Source organism: Planococcus koreensis, assembly GCF_004761975.1.
GTDB lineage: Bacteria > Bacillota > Bacilli > Bacillales_A > Planococcaceae > Planococcus > Planococcus koreensis.
The window spans coordinates 1-23689 of sequence record NZ_RQII01000008.1; the positions used below are offsets into that span (position 1 = coordinate 1).

Consider the following 23689-nt stretch of genomic DNA (forward strand, 5'->3'; position numbering starts at 1 on the left):
AGAACAATCAGGCGTCGCTGCAGAATAAATGAATATAATAGTAGAAAAGACGATCGGCAAATGTGCCGATCGTCTTTTTTTGAATAAAAACAGCCTGACTAAGCCATTGAATAGTTGGAGATAAATGGTAGAATAAATGGTAATAATTAAATATTCTAAAAATAATGGGTATCAATCTATTTGCATGCCATGAAAATACTCAGCATAAAAAAAGCCGGCTTTTGGCCGGCTCGAAAATCTTTTTATTTTTCTTGCAGCGATTTGTAATAAGCGCCTTTTTCCGCATATTCGCGGACGATCCGCTCCATGTCCGTTTTATCTTCGACAGTTAGTTCACGGACAACTTTTGCTGGGCGGCCAAGTGCGAGCATGCCAGGCGGGATGACTTTTCCGGGCGGTACGAGGCTTCCCGCTCCGATAAATGCACCTTCGCCAACTTCTGCGCCGTCAAGGATGATCGAACCCATGCCGACAAGCGCGCCTTTGCGGATTTTGCAGCTGTGCAAGGTGACCTGGTGGCCAATCGTGACATTATCCTCTAAAATCAGCGGGTTGTCTGGGCTTTGATGCAAAACGCAGAGATCCTGGATATTGGTTTTATTGCCAATGATGGTCGGTGCGACATCGCCGCGGATGACGGTATTGAACCATACGGAAGATTCTGCGCCGATGGTGACGTCACCGGTAACCGTCGCGAAATCCGCGATGAAGACGGAAGGGTGGATGTTCGGCTGTTTGCCGTGGAACGGATAAATCATGGGAAAACCTCCAAATAAGTTAGTAGCTATCTTTAATCCTATCAAATTCGATGCAAAGGTCAAAATATTGGCGTTCATATGAAGATAAGGGGATGATGGATTTGTGGAAATGGGAAGCGGAAGGACCGGCGAAAGCGGTCATGGTCCTTGTACATAGTGCGTATGAGCACCACATGAAATATGCGTGGCTGATTGAACAATGGCGGGCTTCCGGATTCCATGTCATCATGGGGGACCTGCCTGGGCATGGCCGCGGAATTCCCGGCAGCAAGCCGCATAACGAAGCTTTCAGCGATTACGAAAAATCAGTGGAGCAGGCGATTGCGGTTGCTTTAGAAAATGAGCTGCCGGTCTTTGTTTTAGGCCACGGCCTCGGAGCGACAATCGCGATGAATGTTTTGAGCGGCAAGGCTTTTCCTATAGCTGGAGTGGTATTGAGTTCGCCATGGCTCCACTTGCTGAAAACTCCTTCTGTCTTGACGTCTGCCTTTTCCAACTTGGGCAGCCTCCGCATTGACCACGCTTTGAAAATCGAAGACTTAACGAGCAATCCGGAATCGATCGAATCCGAAAGCGGCGACCCTTTTTACCGCACAGTTGTGACGATGGGCTGGTACCGCGAACTGCATGCTTATATGAAAAAATCCATTTCTGCGAAAAGGCATTTTCCGGATATCCCGGTCATGGTCCAGACTGCAGGAAATGACAGAGTTGCAGATAAAAGTTATGCCAAGCGCTGGCTGCATGACCGCCAGCTTGGACATTTCAGCTACAAAGAATGGACCGGCTGCAGCCACGACTTGTTTTTGGAGCAGCAGCGGGAAGAAATATTCGCCGCAAACCATTCATTTGTCAAAGATGCATTGCGTTTGGTCGGCTACGTTGTGAATTAACCCTAAGCAAGGAGGAATAATGTGGCATTGAAATTCAGTATTTTAGATCAGTCACCTATAGCAGAAGGCAGTACGCCGCAGGAAGCGTTGAAAAATACGGCGGAACTTGCGCGCCATGCAGAGGAATGTGGCTATACGCGCTTTTGGGTTTCCGAGCATCACGACGCGGCTACATTGGCAGGCTCGAGCCCGGAAGTGCTGATTGCTCATCTCGGAGCGGTAACGAAAACCATCCGGCTGGGTTCTGGCGGCGTCATGCTGCCGCATTATTCAGCGTTTAAAGTCGCAGAAAATTTCAAGCTTCTGGAGGCGTTGTACCCGGAGCGGATCGATGCCGGAATGGGCCGGGCGCCGGGCGGAATGCCGCGCGCTAGCTACGCTTTGAATGAAGGCAAAGCGCGGGACGCGAGCCGTTTCCCTGAACAAATCGATGAATTGCGGATGTACCTGGACGATGCGATACCGGAAGACCATCCGTATTACGGCATGAAAGCGACACCCGTGACGGACAACGCACCGCCTATTTGGATATTGGGTTCCGGACAAGATTCCGCGTTATTGGCAGCGGAAAAAGGGCTGCCTTATATGTTCGCCCAATTCATCAATGGCGAAGGCGGACAAAGTTTCGCGCGCTCGTACCGCGAGCGCTTTGCGCCATTCAATGGAAGCAAACCTTATCAAGGCGTCGCTATTTTCGCAGTCTGCCAGGAAACTGAAGAACAGGCGGAGCGGGTTGCTTCTTCGATGGATATGGCATTGGCATTCGGCGCTCAAAGCAAACCGCTATCAGGGACGCCAGCGCCGGAAAAAGCGTTGGCGTACAATTATTCGAAATTCGAGAAATTACTTGTCGAGGAAAACCGCAAGCGTATGATTGTTGGCGATCCGGTTCAGGTAGTGGATGCGCTGGAAGAGCTGGCTGCGGGATATGCAGCAGATGAAGTGATGCTAGTAACTATTACTTATGATTTCAAAGATAAACTGACTTCTTATAAACTGATTGCAGAAGAAATGAGAAAACGCCAGACGGGTTGATTCGTCTGGCGTTTTTTTGCCAAGCAGAAAGAAAAAAGGCAGACAGCCTCGCTGAAATGCTCTTTATAAAACGAATGCTGCGAAGGAAGTGGTCATTGTTTTTTTTCAAATTCATTTTTGATATCGCCAACCAATTCTTCCAGCAAATCTTCGAGTGTAACCATTCCTGAAACTTTTTCGTCTGATCCGATTATGATGGCAGAGTGGACATTGGCCTTTTGCATATTCTTGAATAATGCATCGAGTTTCTGAAATTCGTGCGCAAAATAAGGCGGCTGGATGATTTTTTGGATATCGAAAGGCCCCAATGCCGGCTGCTCCTTATAGCGGAATAAATCTTTGACATGCAAAGTGCCGATGATGTGGTTGACGTCGCTTTCGTAAACAGGGAAACGTGAAAAGCGCTGTTCTTTCATGATTTGGCTGATTTCTTCCAAACTTTGATCTTTTGATATTACAACCAAATCTTGTAAAGGAACCATGATTTCAGCGACAGTTTTATTATTGAATTCAAATACATTAGTGATCAAAAGCTGTTCCATTTCCTGGATGCTGCCCATTCCGATGCCTTCTGCCAGCAGCATGCGGATTTCTTCTTCTATCTCTTCTTCCTCTTTTTTATGGAGGTCGACGCCGAATAACCGGAGAATCGTATTGGTCGACCAAGATAATAGTTTTACGAAAGGTGCAGCAGTTTTGGACAATAGATAGAGCGGCCAGATTGCAGCCATAGATACAGTTTCTGCCCGCTGCATCGCTAGTCGCTTCGGCACCAATTCACCGAAAACCAAAGTGAAATAAGAAAGAATTATCGTGATGCCGACCAAAGACACCGTTTCGAGCAATTGCATGCTGCCTGGGATTCCAATGCCAAAGAGCCATATCGACATATCACTTGAAAAACTATCGGCGGCTAAAGCGCTCGCCATAAATCCTGCAAATGTGATGCCGAGTTGGATTGTGGCGAGAAATCGGCTTGGTTCTGATAATAATTTAGCGATCATGTCAGCTTTTAGGTTGCCTTCTGCAGCCATTTTAATGACTTTATTGTCATACAATGAAATCAAAGCAATTTCGGAAGCGGCAAAAAAAGCATTCAGCAAAACCAATAAGATTAATATAGCCAGTTCGATTCCCATCCGCACATCTCCTTGCAATTGGAATTGTCTTCTTCCATTCCCGATTTTAAGCAAGTTGAAAATCATTTAGCATTATGCGCAGAATAGAAGAGTGTTCCTGTAATTTATTAAAAAAAGAGTTGAATTTATGATTTTCTCAACAAAAGCATTCTGCATCCCAGCGCTTAAGAAAAGGGTGCTAAGAAGAAGGGGGCGTTAAAGTGGCCAAAATTAAACAACAAAGCAACGCTAAAATCGCAATTGTCACGGGAGCCAGCCGGTTGAATGGCATCGGAGCCGCTATTTGCCGGGAATTGGCAGAAAGCGGCTGCCATCTCTTTTTTACCTATTGGACAGAATACGACAGGAGCATGCCGTGGGGTGTAGGTGCAGAAGAACCCCAAAAGCTGCAAGAGGAACTCACGGCATCAGGCGTTAAGGTGTCGAGCCTGGAAGTGGACTTGGCTCAAATCGATTTTGTGGATCTTTTATTGGACCGGGTTTCAGCTGAATTCGGAGAACCAGACATTTTGGTCAATAACGCTGCGTATTCGACAGCTACCGATTATGCCAGTTTGACGGCAACCGAATTAGACCGCCATTACCAGGTGAACGTCCGGGCAACGGCTTTGCTGAGTGCGGGATTTGCACAGCGTTTCAAGAAAAAAGAAGGGGGCAGAATCATCAATATGACCTCAGGCCAGTTTCAAGGCCCAATGGCTGGAGAGCTGGCTTATGCGGCGACAAAAGGTGCGATTGATGCATTGACCATTACATTATCTGCTGAAGTTGCGCCGCTCGGCATCACGGTCAATGCGGTGAACCCGGGTCCGACCGATACCGGATGGGCAACTGGGGAAACAAAACGCTTTTTGGAAACGAAATTCCCGACAGGCAGGCTCGGCCAGCCGCGGGATGCTGCGAAGCTTGTGAAATTTCTCGCCAGCGAAGATGCGGAATGGATCACGGGTCAAATCATCCATTCCGAAGGGGGCTTTATGAGGGGATAGAGGGCTGGGTGCTTTTTAAAAAAACTTGTGTGTTAAAGAGTGCAAGGCTAACTTAAAGCCTGCGCTCTTTTTTTATATGGAAGTTGGGCAATGAAAAACGGAGCGTTGCTGATTTTTTGCCTACAGATGTTTCTATGTAAATGCCTTTTATCTAAAGAAAGTTAGGGTAAATGTAGAATAACGCGGAGTTACAGATTAAATATAAAAATCTTGTTTGAAGGAGAGACAAATGGAGAATTTAATCATACTGGCCTTTTTTGTGGCCACCTATATAACGGCATACTTTTTGCATGCTCTACAAAAAAGGAAAAGATTAAAACGGCATATAGGGGAAATGGTATTCCTATCGACGTTTATTGCTTCTATTCCTATATTTGCACTGAGTTATTTATTGAATGAACCGTACGATTATTACATAGGAGTTTTCGGGATAATTATGTTTTTTCTATCATTAAACGGTTTTGGTATTACCAAAATTCTTGAAAAAGTGGATAAGCGTAAAAGTAGGTGAACGTCAAAAAAGGCAGCCATTGAGGCTGCCTTTTTCGATTCGTTTTGAGTTTTCGCTTGGAAAACCGTTTGCTGTTACGAAGTTTTGCGGTTTTTCACCATATCGATCAGGCCAACTGCTTGGCTGCTCCACTGGTCGACTTGAGCAGCGTTGCGTTTGTCATGGTCAACCTTAGTAGCGATGTTCGTAGTGATGGCATGAACCGATGCGTTCAAGTCAACGACTGAATTCTTTGTGCCTTTTAATGCATCAACTGTAAAACCGACTTTTTCGGATTTCATGTTCATGTCTTCTTTTATTTCGTTTGTCCGGTGCTGCAAGCTCGTCGTTTCCAGGTTGAGCTTATCCATCCGCTCTTTCAAGTTGTTGGCGGAACCTTTCATTTCTTTCACCGGTTCCTTCATTCCTTTGATCAAAAGGAAAACCCCGATTCCTGCGACGATCAATCCAATTACGACGAGTGCTAATGCTATGTACAGATACATTGCTGGTTCCATTTTGTTTCCTCCTTCATATTATTGGCGTATTGGATATCTTATACCCGTTTTGCACACCGCATTAACATGCGAGAAGAGCAATCATGCGTTCTTGGACCGTTTTTTCTCGATGGCAACCAAAAAAGGCGGGGAATGCTGCTGGTTGATAAATTCATACCGCATGACGTCATAAGAAATCTGGGGCAAAGCGCGGACGAAATCCATGACGGCATCGCGCTCTTCGCTGCCACCTTCGTGGCCGGAATAAATAACGATCAGCACCAAGCCGTTTTCCTTCAGCAATTCCAAGCATTGCTCGATCGCTTGCAGCGTGCTGTCGGATTTCGTAATGATGCTGTGGTCGCCTTTCGGCAAATAGCCGAGATTGAAAACGGCTGCAGCAATCGGCTCGTGGACACGCGCCGAAATTTCCGCATGGCTCGCGTGGAACAGCTCGACATTCGGGTAATCTGCGACACGCTCGCGCGTCGCGTCGATTGCTTCCTGTTGGATATCGAAGGCAAACACTTTTCCAGCGGGGCCGGTGAGCTGCGCCAGGAAAAGGGTGTCGTGGCCGTTGCCGGCTGTCGCGTCGATTGCCGAATCGCCGGCTGAGACCACTTGCTGCAATAAGTTTTTAGTGAAAGGCAGGACGCGCTGCAATGTCATGATTTCACACGCTTCTTGAAATGTTTTCCTTGCCAGCTGCCGCGTTCAGCAAGTTCCTTATCGATGCCATTCAAGACGTCCCATTTATTGACGCTCCACATCGGCCCGATCATCAAATCGATCGGCCCATCTCCCGTGATGCGCTGGACGACCATCTCTGGCGGCAATATCTCCAATTGGTCAGCAACAAGGCGGATGTATTCCTCTTTACCAAGAAATTCAAGCATGCCTTTTTCGTATTGCTTGACCATTGGTGTGCCTTTCAATAAATGAAGCAGATGGATTTTGATGCCTTGGACATCCAGTTTCGCGACTTCGCGCGCGGTTTCCATCATCATATCACGGTCTTCAAGCGGCAAGCCGTTGATGATATGCGTGCAGACGCGGATGCCGCGTTTCCGCAATTTCTCGACGCCTTCTTGATAAAGCGCAAAGTCATGCGCACGGTTGACCAATAGCGCAGTCTTTTCATGGACTGTCTGCAAGCCGAGCTCGATCCATAAATATGTGCGTTCATTCAGCTCCGCCAAATAGTCGACCACGTCGTCGGGCAAACAGTCGGGACGGGTTGCAATGCTCAGGCCGATGACATTTTCCTGTGCCAAAGCGGCTTCGAATTTTTCCTTGATGACTGCGAGCGGCGCGTGGGTATTCGTATAGGCTTGAAAATAAGCCATGTATTTCGCATCTTTCCATTTGCGGTGCATCGTCGTTTTGACTTTCTCGAATTGCACATCGATCGGGTCGACGCGGTCGCCGGCAAAATCGCCGGAGCCAGCCACGCTGCAGAATGTGCAGCCGCCAAAAGCTACGGTACCGTCACGATTCGGGCAGTCAAAGCCCGCGTCCAAAGCAATTTTCATGACCTTGAAGCCAAAATGGTCCCGCAAATGGCGGTTCCACGTATAATAACGTTTGCCGTCGGAAGAAAAAGGCAAAAGATGATCCATTGTCTAACAACTCCTCTGCGGTTATTGTATCACGGCCGGAAAAGACGCGGCAATGGCATGCCGCAGAGGCCCTATTCGCAATTCTTAGATATTGCGTTTTGTAGAGGAGTTTGTTTAAATTAAAAAGGAAAGCGCTTTAATTTAAAAAATTCTGTACATAGAAGAATGGAGGCCACTTGAAATGAAACCGATATATGGATCTGCGAAAGAAGCAGTTGCCCAAATTCAAGACGGCGCGACAATCATGGTCGGCGGTTTTGGATTGGTAGGAATCCCCGAGCAATTGATTTTGGCGTTAGTAGATAAAGGGGTTAAAGAACTTACTGTAATCTCCAATAATTGTGGCGTCGATGAATGGGGTTTAGGCCTGTTATTGAAAAATAAACAAATCAAGAAAATGATCGGCTCGTATGTCGGCGAAAACAAAGAATTCGAGCGCCAGGTATTATCCGGCGAAATCGAAGTGGAATTGACGCCGCAAGGCACATTGGCTGAAAAAATGCGTGCAGGCGGCGCTGGAATTCCGGCATTTTTCACACCAGCTGGCGTTGGCACGATGATTGCGGAAGGCAAGGAAATCCGCGAATTCGACGGCAAGGAATATGTCCTTGAACATGCGTTGAAAGCGGATTTCTCATTGGTGCGTGCTCATAAAGCCGATAAGATGGGGAATCTCGTCTACAACAAAACGGCACAGAACTTCAACCCGCTCGCTGCAGCTGCAGGGAAAATCACCATTGCGGAAGTGGAAGAAATCGTGGAGACGGGCGACATCGATCCGAACCACGTTCAGACGCCAAGCATTTACGTCCAAGGTTTGCTGCAAGCGAAACAGGAAAAACGCATCGAACGCCTGACAACTCGATAGATATAGAAAGGACGGGAAGACTGTGGATAAGAACTTAGTGAGAGAACGCATTGCCCGCCGCGCGGAGCAGGAAATCAAAGACGGAGACTATGTCAACCTGGGAATCGGCATGCCGACATTGGTCGCCAATTTCATTTCTGACAATAAAAGCGTCGTGCTGCAATCGGAAAACGGTTTGCTTGGCATCGGACCATACCCGACAGAAGACCAGGTGGACCCTGATTTGATCAATGCAGGGAAAGAAACGGTCACGGCAATTCCAGGCGCGGCGTATTTCACCAGCGCGGAATCGTTCGCGATGATCCGCGGCGGCCATATTGATGTCGCGATTTTAGGTGGCATGGAAGTGGCTGAGAACGGTGATTTGGCCAACTGGATGATTCCAGGGAAAATGATCAAAGGCATGGGCGGTGCGATGGACTTGGTGCACGGCGCGAAGAAAGTCATCGTCATCATGGACCATGTGGCGAAAGACGGTTCTTCCAAGATCAAGAAACAATGCGAGCTGCCGTTGACGGGCAAAGGCGTCGTCAACAAAATCATCACGGAGCGTGCAGTAATGGAAGTGACGGAAAACGGCTTGGTGCTGATCGAAGTGTTTGAAGGCTTTACAGTCCAGGACATCATCGACTCTACCGATGCGCCGTTGAATACGGATAACGTGAAAGTATCGTAAGCTATTGCCAAAAAACGGTGTGTCCGCTAAAATTAACTTTAATAGCTTTTGACAGTGAAGAGGATCAGTAAATTGTTTTTTGTCGACAGAGAGCCGGCGGCAGGTGCGAGCCGGTGTCAAAAACAATTGAACTCGCCTTAGAGTCTGTGCAGCCGAAACCAAGTAGGCCGCACCGTTTTCCGCGTTAAGGAGTCAAGTTGAGCGGGAAACCGCTAATTTGGGTGGAACCGCGGGAAAACTCCCGTCCCTTATTCCAAGGGACGGGAGTTTTTATTTTTTGCCGCAGGTGCCTGAGCTGTTTTCGTTTTTAATTCGAGGAGGAACTGGAAATGACATTCAAGCACAAGGAAATCGAGAAGAAATGGCAGAAACATTGGGAAGACAATAAGACGTTCAAAATGGAAACGGATTTTTCGAAACCGAAATTCTACGCGTTGGATATGTTCCCTTATCCATCAGGAGCCGGCTTGCACGTCGGGCATCCAGAAGGCTACACGGCTACGGATATTTTAAGCCGCCAGAAACGCATGCAAGGCTTCGACGTGTTGCATCCGATGGGCTGGGACGCGTTCGGATTGCCTGCTGAACAATACGCACTCGACACGGGCAACGACCCGGCCGAATTCACGGCGAAAAACATCGCGACGTTCAAACGCCAGATCCAGGAGCTTGGCTTCTCGTATGATTGGGACCGAGAAGTGAATACAACAGACCCGAAATACTATAAATGGACGCAGTGGATTTTCATCCAGCTGTACAATAAAGGCTTGGCGTATGTCGACGAAGTCGCAGTGAACTGGTGCCCGGCACTTGGCACAGTGCTTGCGAACGAAGAAGTGATCGACGGCTTGTCCGAGCGCGGTGGCCATCCGGTCGAGCGCCGTCCGATGCGCCAATGGGTGCTGCGCATCACCGAATACGCAGACCGTTTGCTGGAAGACTTGAATGACTTGGACTGGCCTGAAAGCTTGAAAGACATGCAGCGCAACTGGATCGGCAAATCCGAAGGCGCAGAACTTGAATTCAAAGTCGACGGCACGGAGCATTCATTCCGCGCATTTACAACGCGTCCGGATACGATTTTCGGGGCAACGTATGCTGTCTTGGCACCGGAACATAAATTGGTGGCGTCGATTACAGCGGCTGAGCAAAAAGAAGCAGTCGAAAAATACATCGACGACGTGAAAACGAAGAGCGACTTGGAGCGCACAGATCTGGCGAAATCGAAATCGGGTGTTTTCACCGGCTCTTACGCAGTCAACCCGGTCAGCGGCGAAAAAATGCCGATCTGGATCGCTGATTACGTACTGGCAACTTACGGAACTGGTGCCATTATGGCAGTTCCGGCACACGACGAACGCGATTACGAATTCGCGAAGCAATTCGATTTGCCGATTGTTGAAGTTGTCTCCGGCGGTGATATTTCATCGGAAGCTTATGCGGGCGACGGCGAGCTGGTCAATTCCGATTTCTTGAACGGCTTGAACAAAAAAGAAGCGATTGAGCGCGCGATTTCATGGCTGGAAGAAAACGGTGCCGGCGAGAAGAAAATCACGTACCGCTTGCGCGATTGGCTATTCAGCCGCCAGCGCTATTGGGGTGAGCCGATTCCGATCATCCACTGGGAAGACGGCACGATGACGCCGGTCGATGAAAAAGACTTGCCATTGATGCTGCCGGTGACGACAGATATCAAACCGAGCGGTACAGGCGAATCACCGCTTGCCAACATCACGGAATGGGTCAATGTCGTGCATCCAGAAACGGGCATGAAAGGCCGCCGCGAAACGAACACGATGCCGCAATGGGCAGGAAGCTGCTGGTATTATTTGCGCTACATCGATCCGAACAACGAAGAAGCGTTGGCGGATCCGGAATTATTGAAACACTGGCTGCCGGTTGATGTCTACATCGGCGGAGCGGAGCACGCGGTATTGCATTTATTGTATGCGCGCTTCTGGCATAAAGTGCTTTACGACATCGGCGTGGTATCGACGAAAGAGCCGTTCCAGAAATTGTTCAACCAAGGGATGATTTTGGGAGAAGGCAACGAGAAAATGTCGAAATCGAAAGGCAATGTCGTCAACCCGGACCAGATCATCGAAAGCCATGGCGCGGATACGCTGCGCTTGTACGAAATGTTCATGGGGCCGCTTGAGGCATCAATCGCCTGGTCGACGAACGGTTTGGACGGCGCGCGCCGCTTCTTGGACCGCGTCTGGCGCTTGTTGATCGAAGAAGGTACATTGAGCCCGAAAGTCACCGATGCAAATGACGGCAAGATGGAAAAAGTCTATCACCAGACCGTTAAAAAAGTGACCGAGGATTTCGAAGGCTTGCGCTTCAATACCGCCATTTCGCAAATGATGGTCTTTATCAATGAAGGCTATAAAGCCGATTCGATTCCGAAAGAATATGTCGAAGGCTTTGTGAAATTGCTGTCGCCGATCGCGCCGCACGTAGCTGAAGAGCTATGGGAGAAATTGGGCCATGCAGAAACCATCACGTACGCCGTTTGGCCGGAATTCGACGAGTCGAAAATGATCGAGGACGAAGTCGAAGTCGTTGTGCAAGTGAACGGCAAAGTGCGCACGAAAATCGTTGTTGCTAAAGACAGCACCAAAGAACAATTGGAAGCAGCAGCGTTAGCTGACGAAGCAATCGTGAAAGCTGCGGAAGGCAAACAAGTCCGCAAAGTGATCGCGATTCCAGGGAAATTGGTCAACGTCGTCATTTCATAATATATATAGAAAAGCCTGTCCGATGGTGGACAGGCTTTTTTATGCGGCTGCAAGTATTTGCTGCAAGTAACGCAGGGGATAGTGCAAGTAAAATGAAGATGGCGCAAGTAAACCAATGGATGCTGCAAGTGTTTTCGATTTGCTGCAAGTAAACCGGGGATTCTGCAAATAAATCGCTGATACTGCAAACAAACCAGCGGATTCTGCAAACAAAATCGGTATTCTGCAAACAAACTGCTTTATTCCGCAAACAAATCAAAAACCGGCATCTTTTTCATCGTCATTCCGGTCCTATAAGAAAAGCCGTCCGCAAAAGCGGACGGCCAGATATAAAAATTAAGTTGTTTTGGCAAACGCGGCTGCGCTTTGGCCGGCGACGTTGCCGGTCACTAAAGCGGAGGTGATGTTATAGCCGCCGGTGTAGCCGTGGATATCAAGGATTTCACCGCAGAAATAAAGTCCGGGCTTTTTGCGTGAAGCCATCGTTTTCGGCTCGATTTCCTTGATGGAAACGCCGCCGCCGGTGACGAACGCTTTTTCAATCGGCTGGCTGCCGTTGACTAACATCGAGAACGCAGTCAATTGTTGGGCCAGCACTCGTACTTTGTCGCTTGCGAGTTCGGCACCGACCGCTTGCGGATCGATTCCGGCGCGAGCGAGCAGGAATAGGAGCCAGCGTTCCTGGGTGATACTTTTCCAGACATTCTTGACGGCTTTTTTCGGCTCGTCTTTCATCATCTTCACGAGCATTTGGAACGCCGATTCGGCATTTTCACCCGGCAGCGTATTGATGCGCATTTCCACCGGCTCGCCGCCGTTTTTCTTCATTTCCTTGACGACGTACTGGCTGCAGCGCAGCACAGCCGGGCCGCTGAGGCCGAAATGGGTGAACAGCATATCCATTTGGTGGGTGACGAGCACTTTTCCTTTTTTATTGTACACGGAAACAGCGGCGTCGCGCAGGGCAAGACCCTGCAATTCACGGCTGACGATGAACGGCTCTTTTGACAACAGTGGAACTTCCGTCGGATATAAATCGGTCACCGTGTGGCCCGCTTTTTCCGCCCACGGATAGCCATCGCCGGTCGAACCCGTCTGCGGCACCGCTTTGCCGCCGACTGCGACGACGATGGCTTTCGCCGTGAACTCTTCGCCGGAATGCAGACGCACGCCGGTGATTTTCTCGTCGGTCATCAATAATTTCTTGACTGGGGAATCGAGCATCACTTTGACATTGAGGCGATCCATTTCCTTGAACATTGCCTCCGCGACGTCCTGTGCCCGGTCAGATACCGGGAACATTCGGCCGTGGTCTTCTTCTTTCAGCGCTACGCCGAGCCCTTCGAAAAAGTTGATGATGTCTTCGTTATTGAACACGGAAAACGGGCTGTAAAGGAATCGGCCGTTTCCGGGGATGTGCTTGACGATTTCTTCCAATGGCAGGCGGTTCGTGACATTGCAGCGTCCGCCGCCGGAGATGATCAGTTTCTTGCCGAGCTTTTTGCCTTTTTCTATCAATAAAACCTGTTGGCCGTTAGAAGCCGCGGCGATCGAAGCCATCAATCCTGATGGTCCGCCGCCGATGATGATTACGTCATACATAATATAAGAACTCGCTTTCGTTTTTATTAGTGTCCAGACTCCAGCACCTCTTCGAGCTGAACAGGCGCTTTCGCTTTTCTCAAGTATACACGATGCGTCAAAACTCGTTGAGTAATTTAGTTTATAGGTGTAAACTATCGTGTAGATTGTTTTTTTATCATCTCAAGTCAGGAAGTGCAAAATGTCAACATTAATCAAAGGAACCGCCATCTTAACGATGGGTTTATTTTTATCCAAAGTCCTTGGCATCATTTACGTCATCCCGTTTTACGGCATGGTCGGGGAAGAGAATATCGGCCTCTACCAATACGCATACATACCTTATAATTTGATGCTGTCGCTGGCGATATCCGGAGCGCCGATCGCTTTTTCCAAATTCGTAGCAAAATACAATTCGCTCGGTGATTACGAAACCGGCCGCAGGTTATTGAAATCCGGCTTGCTGACCATGATGATCACCGGTTTCGTATCATTCCTTGCGCTTTACTTTTTTGCCGGACCGCTGGCGGAACTTACGATAGATGAAAATGAAAAAATCCATTCGGTCCAGGACGTCAAAGAAGTGATCCAATGGGTCTCATTCGCGTTGATCGTTGTGCCGTTCATGAGCTTGTTCCGCGGATTCTTCCAGGGCTATAACTTCATGATGCCGACTGCGGTATCGCAGCTGATCGAACAGATCGTCCGCATCATCTTCCTGCTTGCCGGTGCTTATGCGGTCTTGAACATCTTCGGCGGCTCTGCAAGAACCGCAGTGGAAGTCGCAGTATTGTCCGCTTTTGTCGGCGCGCTCGGCGGCGTCCTCGTATTGTTCTATTATTGGAACAAGAAAAAAGGCGAGTACAACGAGCTGCGCGCCAGTTCGGTTGAATCGTACGACGTCAATTTGCGTGACATGTACAAGGAAATCGCCATTTATGCTGTACCTGTCGTGTTTCTCGGAATTGCCAATCCGCTGTTCCAGTTTATCGACATGCTGACGTTCAACCGTGCGATGGGCGGGACGGAAAATGCAGCCTCTTCCGGCATTTACTTGAGCATCCTGAACTTCACTGCGCATAAACTGGTGATGATTCCGGTGATGCTGGCAACGGGCTTCTCGATGGCGCTCATTCCACTCATCACGCGCTATTTTACCAAACAGGAATTCAGCCTTGTAAACCGCACGCTCGACCAGGCTTTTCAAATCCTCCTGTTTCTGACATTGCCGGCAGTGGTCGGCATGACATTACTATCCGATGAGCTTTACCACATCTTCTACGAAATTAGCGATGCAGGTTCAGAAATCCTGGCCCATTACTTGCCGGTTGCGATTCTTTTCGCTTTGTTCCCGGTAACGGCGTCGATTCTGCAAGGGATCAACCAGCAAAAATGGATCATCTTGAATTTATTGACCGGTTTGCTGCTGAAATTGGCGTTGAACATTCCGCTGATCAAGCTTTTTGAAACAGACGGCGCGATTGCCGCGACGATTATCGGCTATGTTGTCGCAATCGGCATGAACCTCATTGTCATCAAAGTGACGCTGAAGTACAAATCAGATATGGTGCTGCGCCGCTTGTTCCTCATCACTCTGATGAGCGCAGCGATGGCAGTGGCTGTCTACGCCACGCTTGCTGTACTTGATCTATTCCTCGGCATGGACACGAAATTGCATTCGGTTGCCCGTATTTTGATTGTCGGCGCGGTCGGCGGAGCGGTTTACGGCTTCCTTGGTTTGAAGACAGGGATTGCGCAGAAATTGCTTGGCGAACGGTTGACGAAATACACGAAGAGATTCGGTTTCTAGGAGGTCCACATGCGCATAGATAAATTTTTATCGAACATGGGCTATGGCTCACGAAAAGAAGTGAAGATTTTATTGAAGTCGAAAGCGGTGGAAGTGAACGGCGTAACCGTCCGGGATGCGAAAGTCCATGTTGATGAAACAAAAGACGAAGTGTCTGTCGGGGGCGAAAAGGTGGAATACGCCGAGTTCATCTACCTGTTGATGAATAAACCCCCAGGTTTCATATCGGCGACCGAGGACAAATACGATGAGACGGTCATCGACTTGCTGGGGCCTGAAGAACAGCAATACGAACCGTTTCCGGTCGGCCGGCTCGACAAGGATACCGAAGGCTTATTGCTGTTGACGAACGACGGCAAGCTGGCGCACGAATTGCTGTCTCCGAAAAAACACGTCGACAAACGCTATTTCGCAAAAATCGACGGGCTGGTGACGGCTGAGGACGGGGAAGCATTCAAGCGCGGCGTCATGCTCGATGACGGTTATGTAACAAAGCCCGCACAGCTCGAGATCCTCATCAGTGCTGCGCAGTCGGAAATTGAATTGACGATCACGGAAGGGAAGTTCCATCAGGTCAAGCGCATGTTCCAAAGTGTCGGCAAAGAAGTCGTTTACTTGAAGCGGCTGTCGATGGGGGCGCTCGAACTGGATCCGTCATTAGAGCTTGGCGAATACAGACACTTAACTGAAGAAGAGCTCGACTCTTTGAAAACAAGAAAATGACCGCATAAGCTGCGGTCATTTTCTTTGTTTTCAAGATTTTTCTAGGATGTCATTTTGACTTTTTTTTGCGTCGTAGTCCATTTGCCTCGAATTGGGCTTTCCACCAAGTCGTTAAAGGCTAACACATTCAAATCTCTTTGAATGGTGCGAGGAGTGATGCCGAATTCATCGACAAGATCTTGCGTAGTTACAGTTCCGTTATCACGGATGTACTTATACATATCTTTGATGCGAATTAACATGCGATCAGTAGTTGGTTTCAAAGAGAGACCACTCCTTCATCTTTTTTCCATTTGGCAAAGACAAGCGGACGAAGCGCCGGGCGAACCCCAGCTGATTTGAAATTAATGCCAACGACATCCCCTTTTCTTAAAAATTATGCCAGATGTATTTGTCTGACAATTTAATTATAGCTAATTACCAATAAGATATCTACGATTTTCCCTTTTACTTAACATAAGTTCAACAATTGTTACAAAGCATTTTCTGACAAATTAGCCCGAAGTTCTTTTATTTATTCGTAAAAGGTGTACAATAGCTTTAATTAACGGACAAATAAAAAGGCAAACGAGTTTGATACAGGAGTGTGGTTTATGGATTGGCAACTAGAGGCGGAAAAGCGCAAAGACAGCATCATCAAGGATTTGCAGGAACTCATTTCAATTCCGAGTGTGTTGAACGATGAAGCGGAAGAGGGTGCGCCGTTCGGCAAAGACGTCAAACGGGCGCTCGATTGGTTTCTGGATCAAGGAGCCGTGCGGGGTTATAAAGTGAAAAACGTCGCGGACGTGGCTGGCCATATCGAAACCGGTAATGGCGAAGAGCTTCTGGGAATTCTCGGCCATGTTGATGTCGTGCCTGCTGGGGCCGGCTGGACGAAAGATCCGTTCGGCGGCATGGTGGAAAACGGCAAACTCTACGGACGTGGAGCGATTGATGACAAAGGGCCGACAATCGCAGCTTGGGCTGCGTTGAATATGGTGAAAGACGCCGGCTTTGAATTTACAAAGCGCGTGCGCCTGATTATCGGTACAGATGAAGAAAGCGGCTTCCGCTGTGTCGACCGTTATTTCGAAACAGAAGAAATGCCGACGATCGGCTTTGCGCCGGATGCCGATTTCCCGATCATCAATGCGGAAAAAGGGATTGCGTCGGTCGCGCTGACGATGTCTTCTTGGCAATCGGCGGACGCGCTGCAAAGTTTCGCTGCCGGCAACCGGACCAATATGGTGCCGGATTTGGCGGAAGCCGTTGTTACAGGAGCACTCACCGACTGGCAGCCGCCGTTCGAAGCGTTCCTGGCGCAGCATGGTGTGGCAGGAGCTGCGGAAGCCATTGATGATGGAGTGAAATTAACGGTGCACGGCAAATCGGCCCATGCCATGGAGCCGGAAGATGGCGTTAATGCTGGAATCTTGCTGGCGCTGTTTTTGAAAGAACGGCTTGCAGGTGACGGCGGGAGGTTTACCGCTTTTCTGGCGGATCATTTTTACAACGATTCACGGGGCCGAAAGCTTGGGCTCGATTTCAAGGATGAGGTGTCCGGCGATACAACGCTGAACGCTGGCGTCATCCGTTATGAACATGGCAAGAAAGCGGCAATCGAGGTAAGCATGCGTTATTCAATCTCTTTCCCGTTTGAAGAACGGATCGGCATCGACATGCCGGAAGGCTTTGAGCTCACGGTTGATTCAAATTCCCCGCCGCACCACGTCGACGCGGCGGACCCGTTCATCAAGATATTGCAGACGGCCTATGAAAAGCAGACCGGCGACAAAGCGGATTTGCTTGCCATCGGCGGGGGAACTTACGCGCGCGTCCTTGATAAAGGGGTGGCATTCGGAATGCTGTTTCCTGGTGAGAAAGACGTCGCCCACCAGGCGGATGAATTTGTGGATATCGAAAATCTGCTGAAGGCCGTTGCAATTTACGCTGAAGCGATTTATCAATTGGCTTGCAAACAATAATGAAAGAGGGATGCTGTATGGATTGGATTTTACACAATGAAGAATTTATTCGCGAGGAAGAACTGAACATTTCAAAAGAAGACCGAGGCTATCAATTCGGAGACGGCATTTATGAAGTCGTCCGCGTATACGAAGGCAATTTGTTTACTGCGGAAGAGCATATTGACCGTTTTTACGAAAGCGCGGAAAAAATCAAGATCGTCATCCCTTATACGAAAGACGTTTTCCACAAAATGCTGTACGATTTGGTGGAAATGAACGATATCAACAACGGTCAGGTTTATGTCCAGATCACCCGTGGACATGCACTCCGCCAGCATCATTTCCCGGAGTCTACTTCGCCGGTGGTGGTCGCGTATACGAAAACGGTGGAACGTCCGCTTGAGTTGATGCGAAACGGTGCAAAAGGCGCGTTCATCGAAGATGTCCGCTGGCTGCGCTGCGACATCAAGAGCTTGAACTTGCTCGGCAATGTCATGGCGAAACAGGAAGCACATGAAAAAGGCAGTTTTGAAGCCATTCTGCATCGAGGCGAAGTCGTTACTGAAGGTTCTTCCTCGAATATGTACGGCGTGAAAGACGGCATTATTTATACGCATCCGGCTACAAATTTAATCCTGAATGGCATTACGAGAAGAGTGATCTTACAGCTCAGCCAAAATCTCGGCATCGAAGTGCAGGAAATGGCATTCACCAAAGCCCAAGCTTTGGAAATGGATGAATTCTTCATGTCTTCGACAACTGCTGAAATCATGCCGATCACCGAAATCGACGGCAACCCGATAGGGCAAGGCATTCCAGGCGAGTTGACGAAAAATCTTCAGCAAGCATTTGAAGCGAACTTGAAACTGGCAGTTAAAATGTAAAAGTGGTCGGCGAAAGCCGATCACTATTTTTTTGTAGACGCGCAAGTGGTAAACTTGGTAAAGGTGATGATTATGCAAACACATTATTTTATCGGCATCAATATTCCGGAAGCGGCTGCAAAAGAGTTGGCAGAGGCGCGAGGGCAATGGAACCTGCAAAGCCATAAAAAATATACGCGGCCGCAGGATATGCATATAACGCTGCTGTTCATCGGCAGTGCAGAAGAAACTCAGCTGCAGGAAGCGGCTCAAGCGCTGGAGGAAATCTCGCAAGCGCCTTTTGATTTGGCGATAAATGGCGTCAAGACCTTCGGCAACCCGCAGACGCCGCGCATCATCTACGCTGCAATTGCGGACAGCGCTCCGCTGATGGAACTGCAGGAAAAGGTCAGAGAAATCACGCGAAAATTCAATTTGTCATCGGACCAGAAGCCTTTTGTGCCGCACATCACACTGGCTGCCAAATGGGCAGGCGGCAGCGAGATGGAAGAAGCACCGGTGTTCAAAATGCCAAGCATTTCATTTCGCGTCGAGGAATTTTCATTGTTCCGCATTGAACCGCAGAATATGCGCAAATATGTGCCGCAAGCAACTTACCGATTGCAGGAAGGCGTCTGACGCCAAAAGAGGGGTCATATGAAAACAATCATTATCGTCAACCCGGCAGCCGGCAACGGCAATGCAGCAAAAAAATGGAATAAATTCAAAAACACCGCGGCGTTTCCCCATGAATTGCTTATGACGCAATACGCGGGGCATGCAGAAGAAGTGGCTGCGCGGCTCCGTGATGCCGACGAACCGGTGATGGTCATCGGCTTCGGCGGCGACGGCACGATGCGTGAAATCGTCGCTGGAGCTGCGGGATCGCCCAATTTGATCGTCGGTTCGGTCGCTGCCGGTTCAGGCAACGATTTCAGTCGGGGATTTTATTCATTTAAGGATGCTGAGGCGGTTGAGCTGTTTTTGCAGGAGCCAGCGAGCCTTGAGCAAGACTTGGGGGAATTCATCGATTCTGAACTATTCCGTTTCGTGAGCAGCTCAGGCATCGGTTTTGACGCTGAAATATCGGCACTGGTCAATCGCTCGCTAGCAAAAAAAGGGCTCAATAAGGTCGGAGCCGGAAAACTGGTCTACTTGCTTTACGTCATCCGCACATTATTCCGCTTTAAGAAATTTGATTTGGCCGTGGAAACGGACGGCAATAATCAACAGTTTAAAGACGTTTGGCTGGCAACTGTCAGCAACCAGCCTTATTTCGGAGGCGGCATGAAAATTTCACCGGACTCGAAAACCGGTGACGGCTTGCTGGAATTGACCATCGTCAGCGGCATATCACGCTTGAAACTACTGCTTGTGTTTGGTACGGTTTTTACTGGAACCCATACGAGGTTCAAAGAAGTGATTCAGCTCAGTGGAAGCCAATTCCGCTTGACAACAGATCGGCAAGTATATCGCCACATCGACGGCGATTATGCCGGCAAAAGCCCTAAAAATGAGCCAATCCATTACGGCATCAGCAAGAGCCGATGGAATGCGATAAATAATGGAAAGAAAGAGGATGTATTATGAGAACACGTTTTAAACCATGGGCTGCAGATTTGATGAAAGCCCATCCAGAAATCCTGATTCCGAATCCGGAACAGCAAAAAGGCAAATGGCACGAAGTATTCGGCAACAACAACCCGCTTCATATCGAAGCAGGGACTGGCAAAGGCCGTTTCATCATCGGCATGGCGAAGCAGAATCCGTCAATTAATTACATTGGCATCGAATTGTTCGACAGCGTCATCGTCAGCGCGCTTGAAACGATTTTGGAAGAAGAAGGCGGCATTCCGAATTTAAGATTGCTGCGCGTCAACGCCAAAGACTTAACCGAGTTTTTTGAAAAGGGTGAAGTGGACCGCTTGTATTTGAATTTCTCAGATCCGTGGCCGAAAAAACGCCATGCCAAACGCCGGTTGACACACGATACTTTCTTGAAATTATATGAATCTGTGCTGCCGGAAAACGGCGAAATCCATTTCAAAACAGACAACCGCGGCCTGTTCGAATATTCGCTGACCAGCGTTTCGGAATACGGCATGCTGTTGAAATACGTGTCATTGGATTTGCACGCCGGCGATCCGGAATGGAACATCATGACAGAGTACGAAGAAAAATTCTCGAAAAAAGGACAGCCGATTTACCGGCTTGAAGCGCAATATCAAACGAATAAAGCATAAGGGGGATTCAGGGTGGATAAATTTCAATTTCACGACATGGCATTGACTTGGCTGGATGGGGGAACGACTTGGCTGGACGGAGGCACTATGTTTGGGGTGGTGCCGAAAGTGATCTGGTCAAAGCGTTATCCGGCCAACGAACAAAACCAGATTGAATTGCCGACGCACCCGATATTGGTGCAATACAATGGCCACAACATCATCATCGACAGCGGGCTTGGCGATGGCAAATTGACCGATCGCCAAAAACGCAACCTTGGGGTGTCATCGGAATCGCAAGTCGAAGAGAATTTGGCGGAGCTTGGTTTGTCTGCAGCAGACATTGATTTGGTTCTTATGACACATCTGCACGGCGACCACGCAGCCGGTTTGACGAAACCGCAAGGCGATGGCTATGTTTCCGTTTTTCCGAACGCGAAAATATACGTATCTGCTGTTGAGTGGGAAGAAATGCAGCATCCGAATATCCGCTCGCGCAACACGTATTGGAAAGAGAACTGGGAGCCGGTTGCAGGCCAAGTAGAAACCTTCGATAAGCAGGCAAGCCCAGTGGAAGGCATTACGATGATCCACACGGGCGGCCATTCGAACGGCCACAGCGTCATTAAATTGGAAAGCGGCGGCGAAACGATCTTGCATATGGGCGACATCATGCCAACGCATTCCCACCAAAACCCGCTGTGGGTGCTCGCTTTTGACGATTACCCGATGGATTCCATCTATGCCAAAGAAAAGCTGATGAAAGAAGCTTTGGCGAATGGCTATTATTTCACGTTCTATCACGATGCCTATTACCGCATCCTCAAATGGAGCGAAGACGGCAAAGAAATTACCGAATCCGTGCAATACAAAGAAAAACAATTCTAAGAACCGCTAAAATAAATTCAAGAAAAAAAAGAAAGAATGCCGCGCGAAATTGCGCGGCATTCTTTCTTTACGTTATTAAACTTTATTCACTTCGACGATAGCGCCTGAATAGGCATCTGCCATGAATTCGAATTGCTCCAATTCATCATCGCGGTGGCGAGTGATGCCGCCTTTATAAACTTCTGTTTCAATTGCGTGCTGTTTATACGGCTCTGTTTTCATGTAAATCCACGAACCGTCAATCGGGCCTTCTTCTTTAAAAGCTTCTTTGACACTTTTCAGGACATCATCTGCGGGATAAAGCTTTTCCTTGCGGTCATACACTTCTTTGACAATATAAGTCGCTGCCACACCTGTTGCAAATCCGATTAATAAATCACGATTTTTCACTAAAATCCCTCCTAAGCTTTCTGGACAAATTGTACCATAAATGATGTACAGGGAAAAATATAAGCTTTGTTTGATATGGATACTCCGCAAAACTGCCTTGCTTGCCGCGGGCGAGCGCTGAGCCGCTTCGTCGCTGCGCTCCTGCAGGGTCTCAGCTGTCTCGCTATCCCGCAGGCGTCTCGGCAGTTTTGCTCCGTATCTACAATTCAATAAAGACAAATATGAATATACTTTTTAAAGTGAATATTTAGCGAAGGCGCGGCCAAGGGCTAGGCGAAGCAGAAAGACGGGCGTTCTTTGCCTGGCTTTTTGCGAGAGCCATGCCCAAAGCGTCCGAAGCGGCCTATACATAAATACTCTAGTTGTTTCTTTCGCATGTCGAAATATAAAACTGGAAATAATCAGAAAAAAGCTCTACACTAAAGGGAAGCAATGCATTTTAGGAGGAGTTATACATATGAACAGTGAAACGAGAGAATTATTCAAGACTTTGACCGAGTTGCCAGGAGCACCGGGCAATGAGCATGCAGTCCGTAAATTCATGCGCCAAGAACTTGAAAAGTATTCAGATCGATTGATCCAGGATAATTTGGGCAGCGTTTTCGGCGTGAAAGATGGCGACGAGGCTGGTCCGCGCATCATGGTAGCGGGGCATATGGATGAAGTCGGTTTTATGGTATCCCAAATTACAGAAAACGGCATGCTGCGTTTCCAGCCGCTTGGCGGTTGGTGGAACCAAGTTATGCTAGCAATGCGTGTTGAGATTATCGCGGGAGATCGAGTGATTCCAGGTGTGGTCGGATCGATCCCGCCTCATTTATTGAGTGAAGAATTGCGCAGCAAGCCGATGGACATCAAGAATATGCTGATTGATATCGGTGCTGATGACAAAGCGGACGCACTCGCAATGGGCATCCGCCCAGGCCAGCAGGTTGTGCCGTTCAGCCCGTTTACGGAAATGGCGAACAGCAAGAAAATCATGGCGAAAGCGTGGGATAACCGCTACGGCTGCGGACTGGCAATTGAGTTGTTGAAAGAATTGAAAGACGAAAAATTGCCGAACCAATTGTTCTCCGGCGCAACAGTAATGGAAGAAGTGGGACTTCGTGGCGCACAGACTGCGGCAAACTTGATACAGCCAGATCTGTTTTTTGCGCTTGACGCAAGCCCGGCGAATGACGCAACCGGCAATAAAACCGAATTCGGCCAATTGGGCAAAGGTACGCTCTTGCGTATTTTCGATAAAAGCATGGTGACTCACCGCGGCATGCGCGAATTCATCTTGGATACAGCCGAGTCGAATAACATCCCATACCAATATTTCATTTCCCAAGGTGGGACGGACGCAGGCAAAGTCCATACGGCAAACGAAGGCATCCCGAGTTCCGTCATCGGCATCTGCTCACGCTATATCCATACGTCCGCATCGATCATCCACACCGATGATTACGCGGCAGCAAAAGAATTGCTGACGAAGCTTGTCAGAACTGCTGACAAAACGACGTTGGAGACAATTAAACAAAACAGCTAAAAGAGGGCCTTCGGGCTCTTTTTTTTG

23 protein-coding genes and 1 other annotated feature are annotated in these 23689 nt (G+C 48.6%); of the genes, 15 read left to right on the forward strand and 8 right to left on the reverse strand.

The window, feature by feature from the left end; all coding sequences use genetic code 11:
• Window positions 1-242 precede the first annotated feature (242 nt).
• Window positions 243-758: a gamma carbonic anhydrase gene (locus EGV91_RS01215; protein ID WP_135500356.1), complete on the reverse strand. Its 516-nt coding sequence runs from the start codon at window positions 756-758 to the stop codon at window positions 243-245.
• A gap of 92 nt (window positions 759-850) precedes the next feature.
• On the opposite strand from EGV91_RS01215, the gene EGV91_RS01220 reads away from it, so the two are divergent.
• Together EGV91_RS01220 and EGV91_RS01225 are read left to right on the forward strand one after the other, a co-directional pair.
• Window positions 851-1651 carry an alpha/beta hydrolase gene (locus EGV91_RS01220; protein WP_158290555.1) on the forward strand — a complete coding sequence of 267 codons (801 nt, stop codon included), beginning with the start codon at window positions 851-853 and terminating at the stop codon, window positions 1649-1651.
• Window positions 1652-1672: 21 nt separating this feature from the next.
• Entirely contained in the window at window positions 1673-2686 is a 1014-nt protein-coding gene (locus tag EGV91_RS01225) for an LLM class flavin-dependent oxidoreductase (RefSeq protein WP_135500358.1), read from the forward strand.
• A 92-nt stretch (window positions 2687-2778) separates the two neighbouring features.
• Here EGV91_RS01225 and EGV91_RS01230 read toward each other — a convergent pair whose 3' ends face one another.
• Window positions 2779-3825: a hemolysin family protein gene (locus EGV91_RS01230; protein WP_135500359.1), complete on the reverse strand. Its 1047-nt coding sequence runs from the start codon at window positions 3823-3825 to the stop codon at window positions 2779-2781.
• Window positions 3826-4034: 209 nt separating this feature from the next.
• On the opposite strand from EGV91_RS01230, the gene EGV91_RS01235 reads away from it, so the two are divergent.
• The gene (locus EGV91_RS01235) at window positions 4035-4814 is read left to right on the forward strand and encodes an SDR family oxidoreductase (RefSeq protein WP_135500393.1); all 780 of its coding nucleotides are present in this window, start codon (window positions 4035-4037) and stop codon (window positions 4812-4814) included.
• A 585-nt stretch (window positions 4815-5399) separates the two neighbouring features.
• Here the strand turns inward: EGV91_RS01235 and EGV91_RS01240 are convergent.
• The 3 genes from EGV91_RS01240 to mnmL form a co-directional block, all read right to left on the reverse strand.
• Window positions 5400-5822 carry a DUF948 domain-containing protein gene (locus tag EGV91_RS01240; RefSeq protein WP_135500360.1) on the reverse strand — a complete coding sequence of 141 codons (423 nt, stop codon included), beginning with the start codon at window positions 5820-5822 and terminating at the stop codon, window positions 5400-5402.
• An 81-nt stretch (window positions 5823-5903) separates the two neighbouring features.
• The gene (gene mnmM, locus EGV91_RS01245; RefSeq protein ID WP_135500361.1) at window positions 5904-6470 is read right to left on the reverse strand and encodes a tRNA 5-(aminomethyl)-2-thiouridylate-methyltransferase MnmM; all 567 of its coding nucleotides are present in this window, start codon (window positions 6468-6470) and stop codon (window positions 5904-5906) included.
• Window positions 6467-7420 (reverse strand): tRNA modification radical SAM protein MnmL/YtqA, encoded by a 954-nt coding sequence (gene mnmL / locus EGV91_RS01250; RefSeq protein WP_135500362.1) that lies wholly within the window; start codon window positions 7418-7420, stop codon window positions 6467-6469. Before mnmL ends, mnmM begins: the two co-directional genes overlap by 4 nt.
• A gap of 181 nt (window positions 7421-7601) precedes the next feature.
• Here mnmL and EGV91_RS01255 point away from each other — a divergent pair, with 181 nt between their 5' ends.
• The 3 genes from EGV91_RS01255 to leuS all read left to right on the forward strand — a co-directional run bounded on the left by EGV91_RS01255 (window position 7602) and on the right by leuS (window position 11705).
• On the forward strand, window positions 7602-8288 hold the full coding sequence (locus tag EGV91_RS01255; protein ID WP_135500363.1) for a CoA transferase subunit A: 687 nt from the start codon (window positions 7602-7604) through the stop codon (window positions 8286-8288).
• A gap of 22 nt (window positions 8289-8310) precedes the next feature.
• Window positions 8311-8964: a 3-oxoacid CoA-transferase subunit B gene (locus EGV91_RS01260; protein WP_135500364.1), complete on the forward strand. Its 654-nt coding sequence runs from the start codon at window positions 8311-8313 to the stop codon at window positions 8962-8964.
• A 45-nt stretch (window positions 8965-9009) separates the two neighbouring features.
• Window positions 9010-9216: a binding site (T-box leader), on the forward strand.
• A 77-nt stretch (window positions 9217-9293) separates the two neighbouring features.
• The gene (gene leuS / locus EGV91_RS01265) at window positions 9294-11705 is read left to right on the forward strand and encodes a leucine--tRNA ligase (RefSeq protein ID WP_135500365.1); all 2412 of its coding nucleotides are present in this window, start codon (window positions 9294-9296) and stop codon (window positions 11703-11705) included.
• A 336-nt stretch (window positions 11706-12041) separates the two neighbouring features.
• Here the strand turns inward: leuS and EGV91_RS01270 are convergent, their stop codons facing one another.
• Entirely contained in the window at window positions 12042-13307 is a 1266-nt protein-coding gene (locus EGV91_RS01270; protein WP_135500366.1) for a BaiN/RdsA family NAD(P)/FAD-dependent oxidoreductase, read from the reverse strand.
• A 181-nt stretch (window positions 13308-13488) separates the two neighbouring features.
• Here EGV91_RS01270 and EGV91_RS01275 point away from each other — a divergent pair, with 181 nt between their 5' ends.
• On the forward strand, window positions 13489-15096 hold the full coding sequence (locus tag EGV91_RS01275; protein WP_135500367.1) for a putative polysaccharide biosynthesis protein: 1608 nt from the start codon (window positions 13489-13491) through the stop codon (window positions 15094-15096).
• Between the two features lie 9 nt (window positions 15097-15105).
• Window positions 15106-15819 carry a pseudouridine synthase gene (locus tag EGV91_RS01280; protein WP_135500368.1) on the forward strand — a complete coding sequence of 238 codons (714 nt, stop codon included), beginning with the start codon at window positions 15106-15108 and terminating at the stop codon, window positions 15817-15819.
• Between the two features lie 41 nt (window positions 15820-15860).
• Here the strand turns inward: EGV91_RS01280 and EGV91_RS01285 are convergent, their stop codons facing one another.
• On the reverse strand, window positions 15861-16082 hold the full coding sequence (locus tag EGV91_RS01285; protein WP_135500369.1) for a DeoR family transcriptional regulator: 222 nt from the start codon (window positions 16080-16082) through the stop codon (window positions 15861-15863).
• Window positions 16083-16412: 330 nt separating this feature from the next.
• On the opposite strand from EGV91_RS01285, the gene pepV reads away from it, so the two are divergent.
• From pepV to EGV91_RS01315, 6 genes are all read left to right on the forward strand, one after another.
• Window positions 16413-17786, forward strand: coding sequence for a dipeptidase PepV (gene pepV / locus EGV91_RS01290; RefSeq protein ID WP_135500370.1), 1374 nt, complete (start codon window positions 16413-16415; stop codon window positions 17784-17786).
• A 17-nt stretch (window positions 17787-17803) separates the two neighbouring features.
• A complete protein-coding gene (dat, locus tag EGV91_RS01295; protein WP_135500371.1) occupies window positions 17804-18652 on the forward strand; it encodes a D-amino-acid transaminase in 849 nt (282 codons plus the stop codon).
• 72 nt (window positions 18653-18724) lie between these two features.
• Complete coding sequence (gene thpR, locus EGV91_RS01300) at window positions 18725-19270, forward strand: RNA 2',3'-cyclic phosphodiesterase (RefSeq protein ID WP_135500372.1); 546 nt, start codon at window positions 18725-18727, stop codon at window positions 19268-19270.
• Between the two features lie 18 nt (window positions 19271-19288).
• On the forward strand, window positions 19289-20221 hold the full coding sequence (locus tag EGV91_RS01305; protein ID WP_135500373.1) for a diacylglycerol/lipid kinase family protein: 933 nt from the start codon (window positions 19289-19291) through the stop codon (window positions 20219-20221).
• Window positions 20218-20874, forward strand: a complete 657-nt coding sequence (gene trmB / locus EGV91_RS01310) for a tRNA (guanosine(46)-N7)-methyltransferase TrmB (protein WP_135500374.1) — start codon at window positions 20218-20220, stop codon at window positions 20872-20874. The genes EGV91_RS01305 and trmB overlap by 4 nt, the downstream gene beginning before the upstream one ends.
• Before the next feature lie 12 nt (window positions 20875-20886).
• Complete coding sequence (locus tag EGV91_RS01315) at window positions 20887-21741, forward strand: YtnP family quorum-quenching lactonase (RefSeq protein ID WP_135500375.1); 855 nt, start codon at window positions 20887-20889, stop codon at window positions 21739-21741.
• Between the two features lie 75 nt (window positions 21742-21816).
• Here EGV91_RS01315 and EGV91_RS01320 read toward each other — a convergent pair whose 3' ends face one another.
• Entirely contained in the window at window positions 21817-22131 is a 315-nt protein-coding gene (locus tag EGV91_RS01320; protein WP_135500376.1) for a PepSY domain-containing protein, read from the reverse strand.
• 457 nt (window positions 22132-22588) lie between these two features.
• On the opposite strand from EGV91_RS01320, the gene EGV91_RS01325 reads away from it, so the two are divergent.
• Entirely contained in the window at window positions 22589-23662 is a 1074-nt protein-coding gene (locus tag EGV91_RS01325) for a M42 family metallopeptidase (RefSeq protein WP_135500377.1), read from the forward strand.
• Window positions 23663-23689 lie beyond the last annotated feature (27 nt).

What these genes read in the sequence shown, in the direction of transcription:
- EGV91_RS01215 (WP_135500356.1), bottom strand. Translation starts at nt 758, where the DNA reads ATGATTTATCCGTTCCACGGCAAACAGCCGAACATCCACCCTTCCGTC.
- pepV (WP_135500370.1), top strand. Translation starts at nt 16,413, where the DNA reads ATGGATTGGCAACTAGAGGCGGAAAAGCGCAAAGACAGCATCATCAAG.
- EGV91_RS01275 (WP_135500367.1), top strand. Translation starts at nt 13,489, where the DNA reads ATGTCAACATTAATCAAAGGAACCGCCATCTTAACGATGGGTTTATTT.
- EGV91_RS01280 (WP_135500368.1), top strand. Translation starts at nt 15,106, where the DNA reads ATGCGCATAGATAAATTTTTATCGAACATGGGCTATGGCTCACGAAAA.
- EGV91_RS01230 (WP_135500359.1), bottom strand. Translation starts at nt 3,825, where the DNA reads ATGGGAATCGAACTGGCTATATTAATCTTATTGGTTTTGCTGAATGCT.
- trmB (WP_135500374.1), top strand. Translation starts at nt 20,218, where the DNA reads ATGAGAACACGTTTTAAACCATGGGCTGCAGATTTGATGAAAGCCCAT.
- EGV91_RS01255 (WP_135500363.1), top strand. Translation starts at nt 7,602, where the DNA reads ATGAAACCGATATATGGATCTGCGAAAGAAGCAGTTGCCCAAATTCAA.
- EGV91_RS01305 (WP_135500373.1), top strand. Translation starts at nt 19,289, where the DNA reads ATGAAAACAATCATTATCGTCAACCCGGCAGCCGGCAACGGCAATGCA.
- thpR (WP_135500372.1), top strand. Translation starts at nt 18,725, where the DNA reads ATGCAAACACATTATTTTATCGGCATCAATATTCCGGAAGCGGCTGCA.
- dat (WP_135500371.1), top strand. Translation starts at nt 17,804, where the DNA reads ATGGATTGGATTTTACACAATGAAGAATTTATTCGCGAGGAAGAACTG.
- leuS (WP_135500365.1), top strand. Translation starts at nt 9,294, where the DNA reads ATGACATTCAAGCACAAGGAAATCGAGAAGAAATGGCAGAAACATTGG.
- mnmL (WP_135500362.1), bottom strand. Translation starts at nt 7,420, where the DNA reads ATGGATCATCTTTTGCCTTTTTCTTCCGACGGCAAACGTTATTATACG.
- mnmM (WP_135500361.1), bottom strand. Translation starts at nt 6,470, where the DNA reads ATGACATTGCAGCGCGTCCTGCCTTTCACTAAAAACTTATTGCAGCAA.
- EGV91_RS01325 (WP_135500377.1), top strand. Translation starts at nt 22,589, where the DNA reads ATGAACAGTGAAACGAGAGAATTATTCAAGACTTTGACCGAGTTGCCA.
- EGV91_RS01270 (WP_135500366.1), bottom strand. Translation starts at nt 13,307, where the DNA reads ATGTATGACGTAATCATCATCGGCGGCGGACCATCAGGATTGATGGCT.
- EGV91_RS01220 (WP_158290555.1), top strand. Translation starts at nt 851, where the DNA reads ATGATGGATTTGTGGAAATGGGAAGCGGAAGGACCGGCGAAAGCGGTC.
- EGV91_RS01240 (WP_135500360.1), bottom strand. Translation starts at nt 5,822, where the DNA reads ATGGAACCAGCAATGTATCTGTACATAGCATTAGCACTCGTCGTAATT.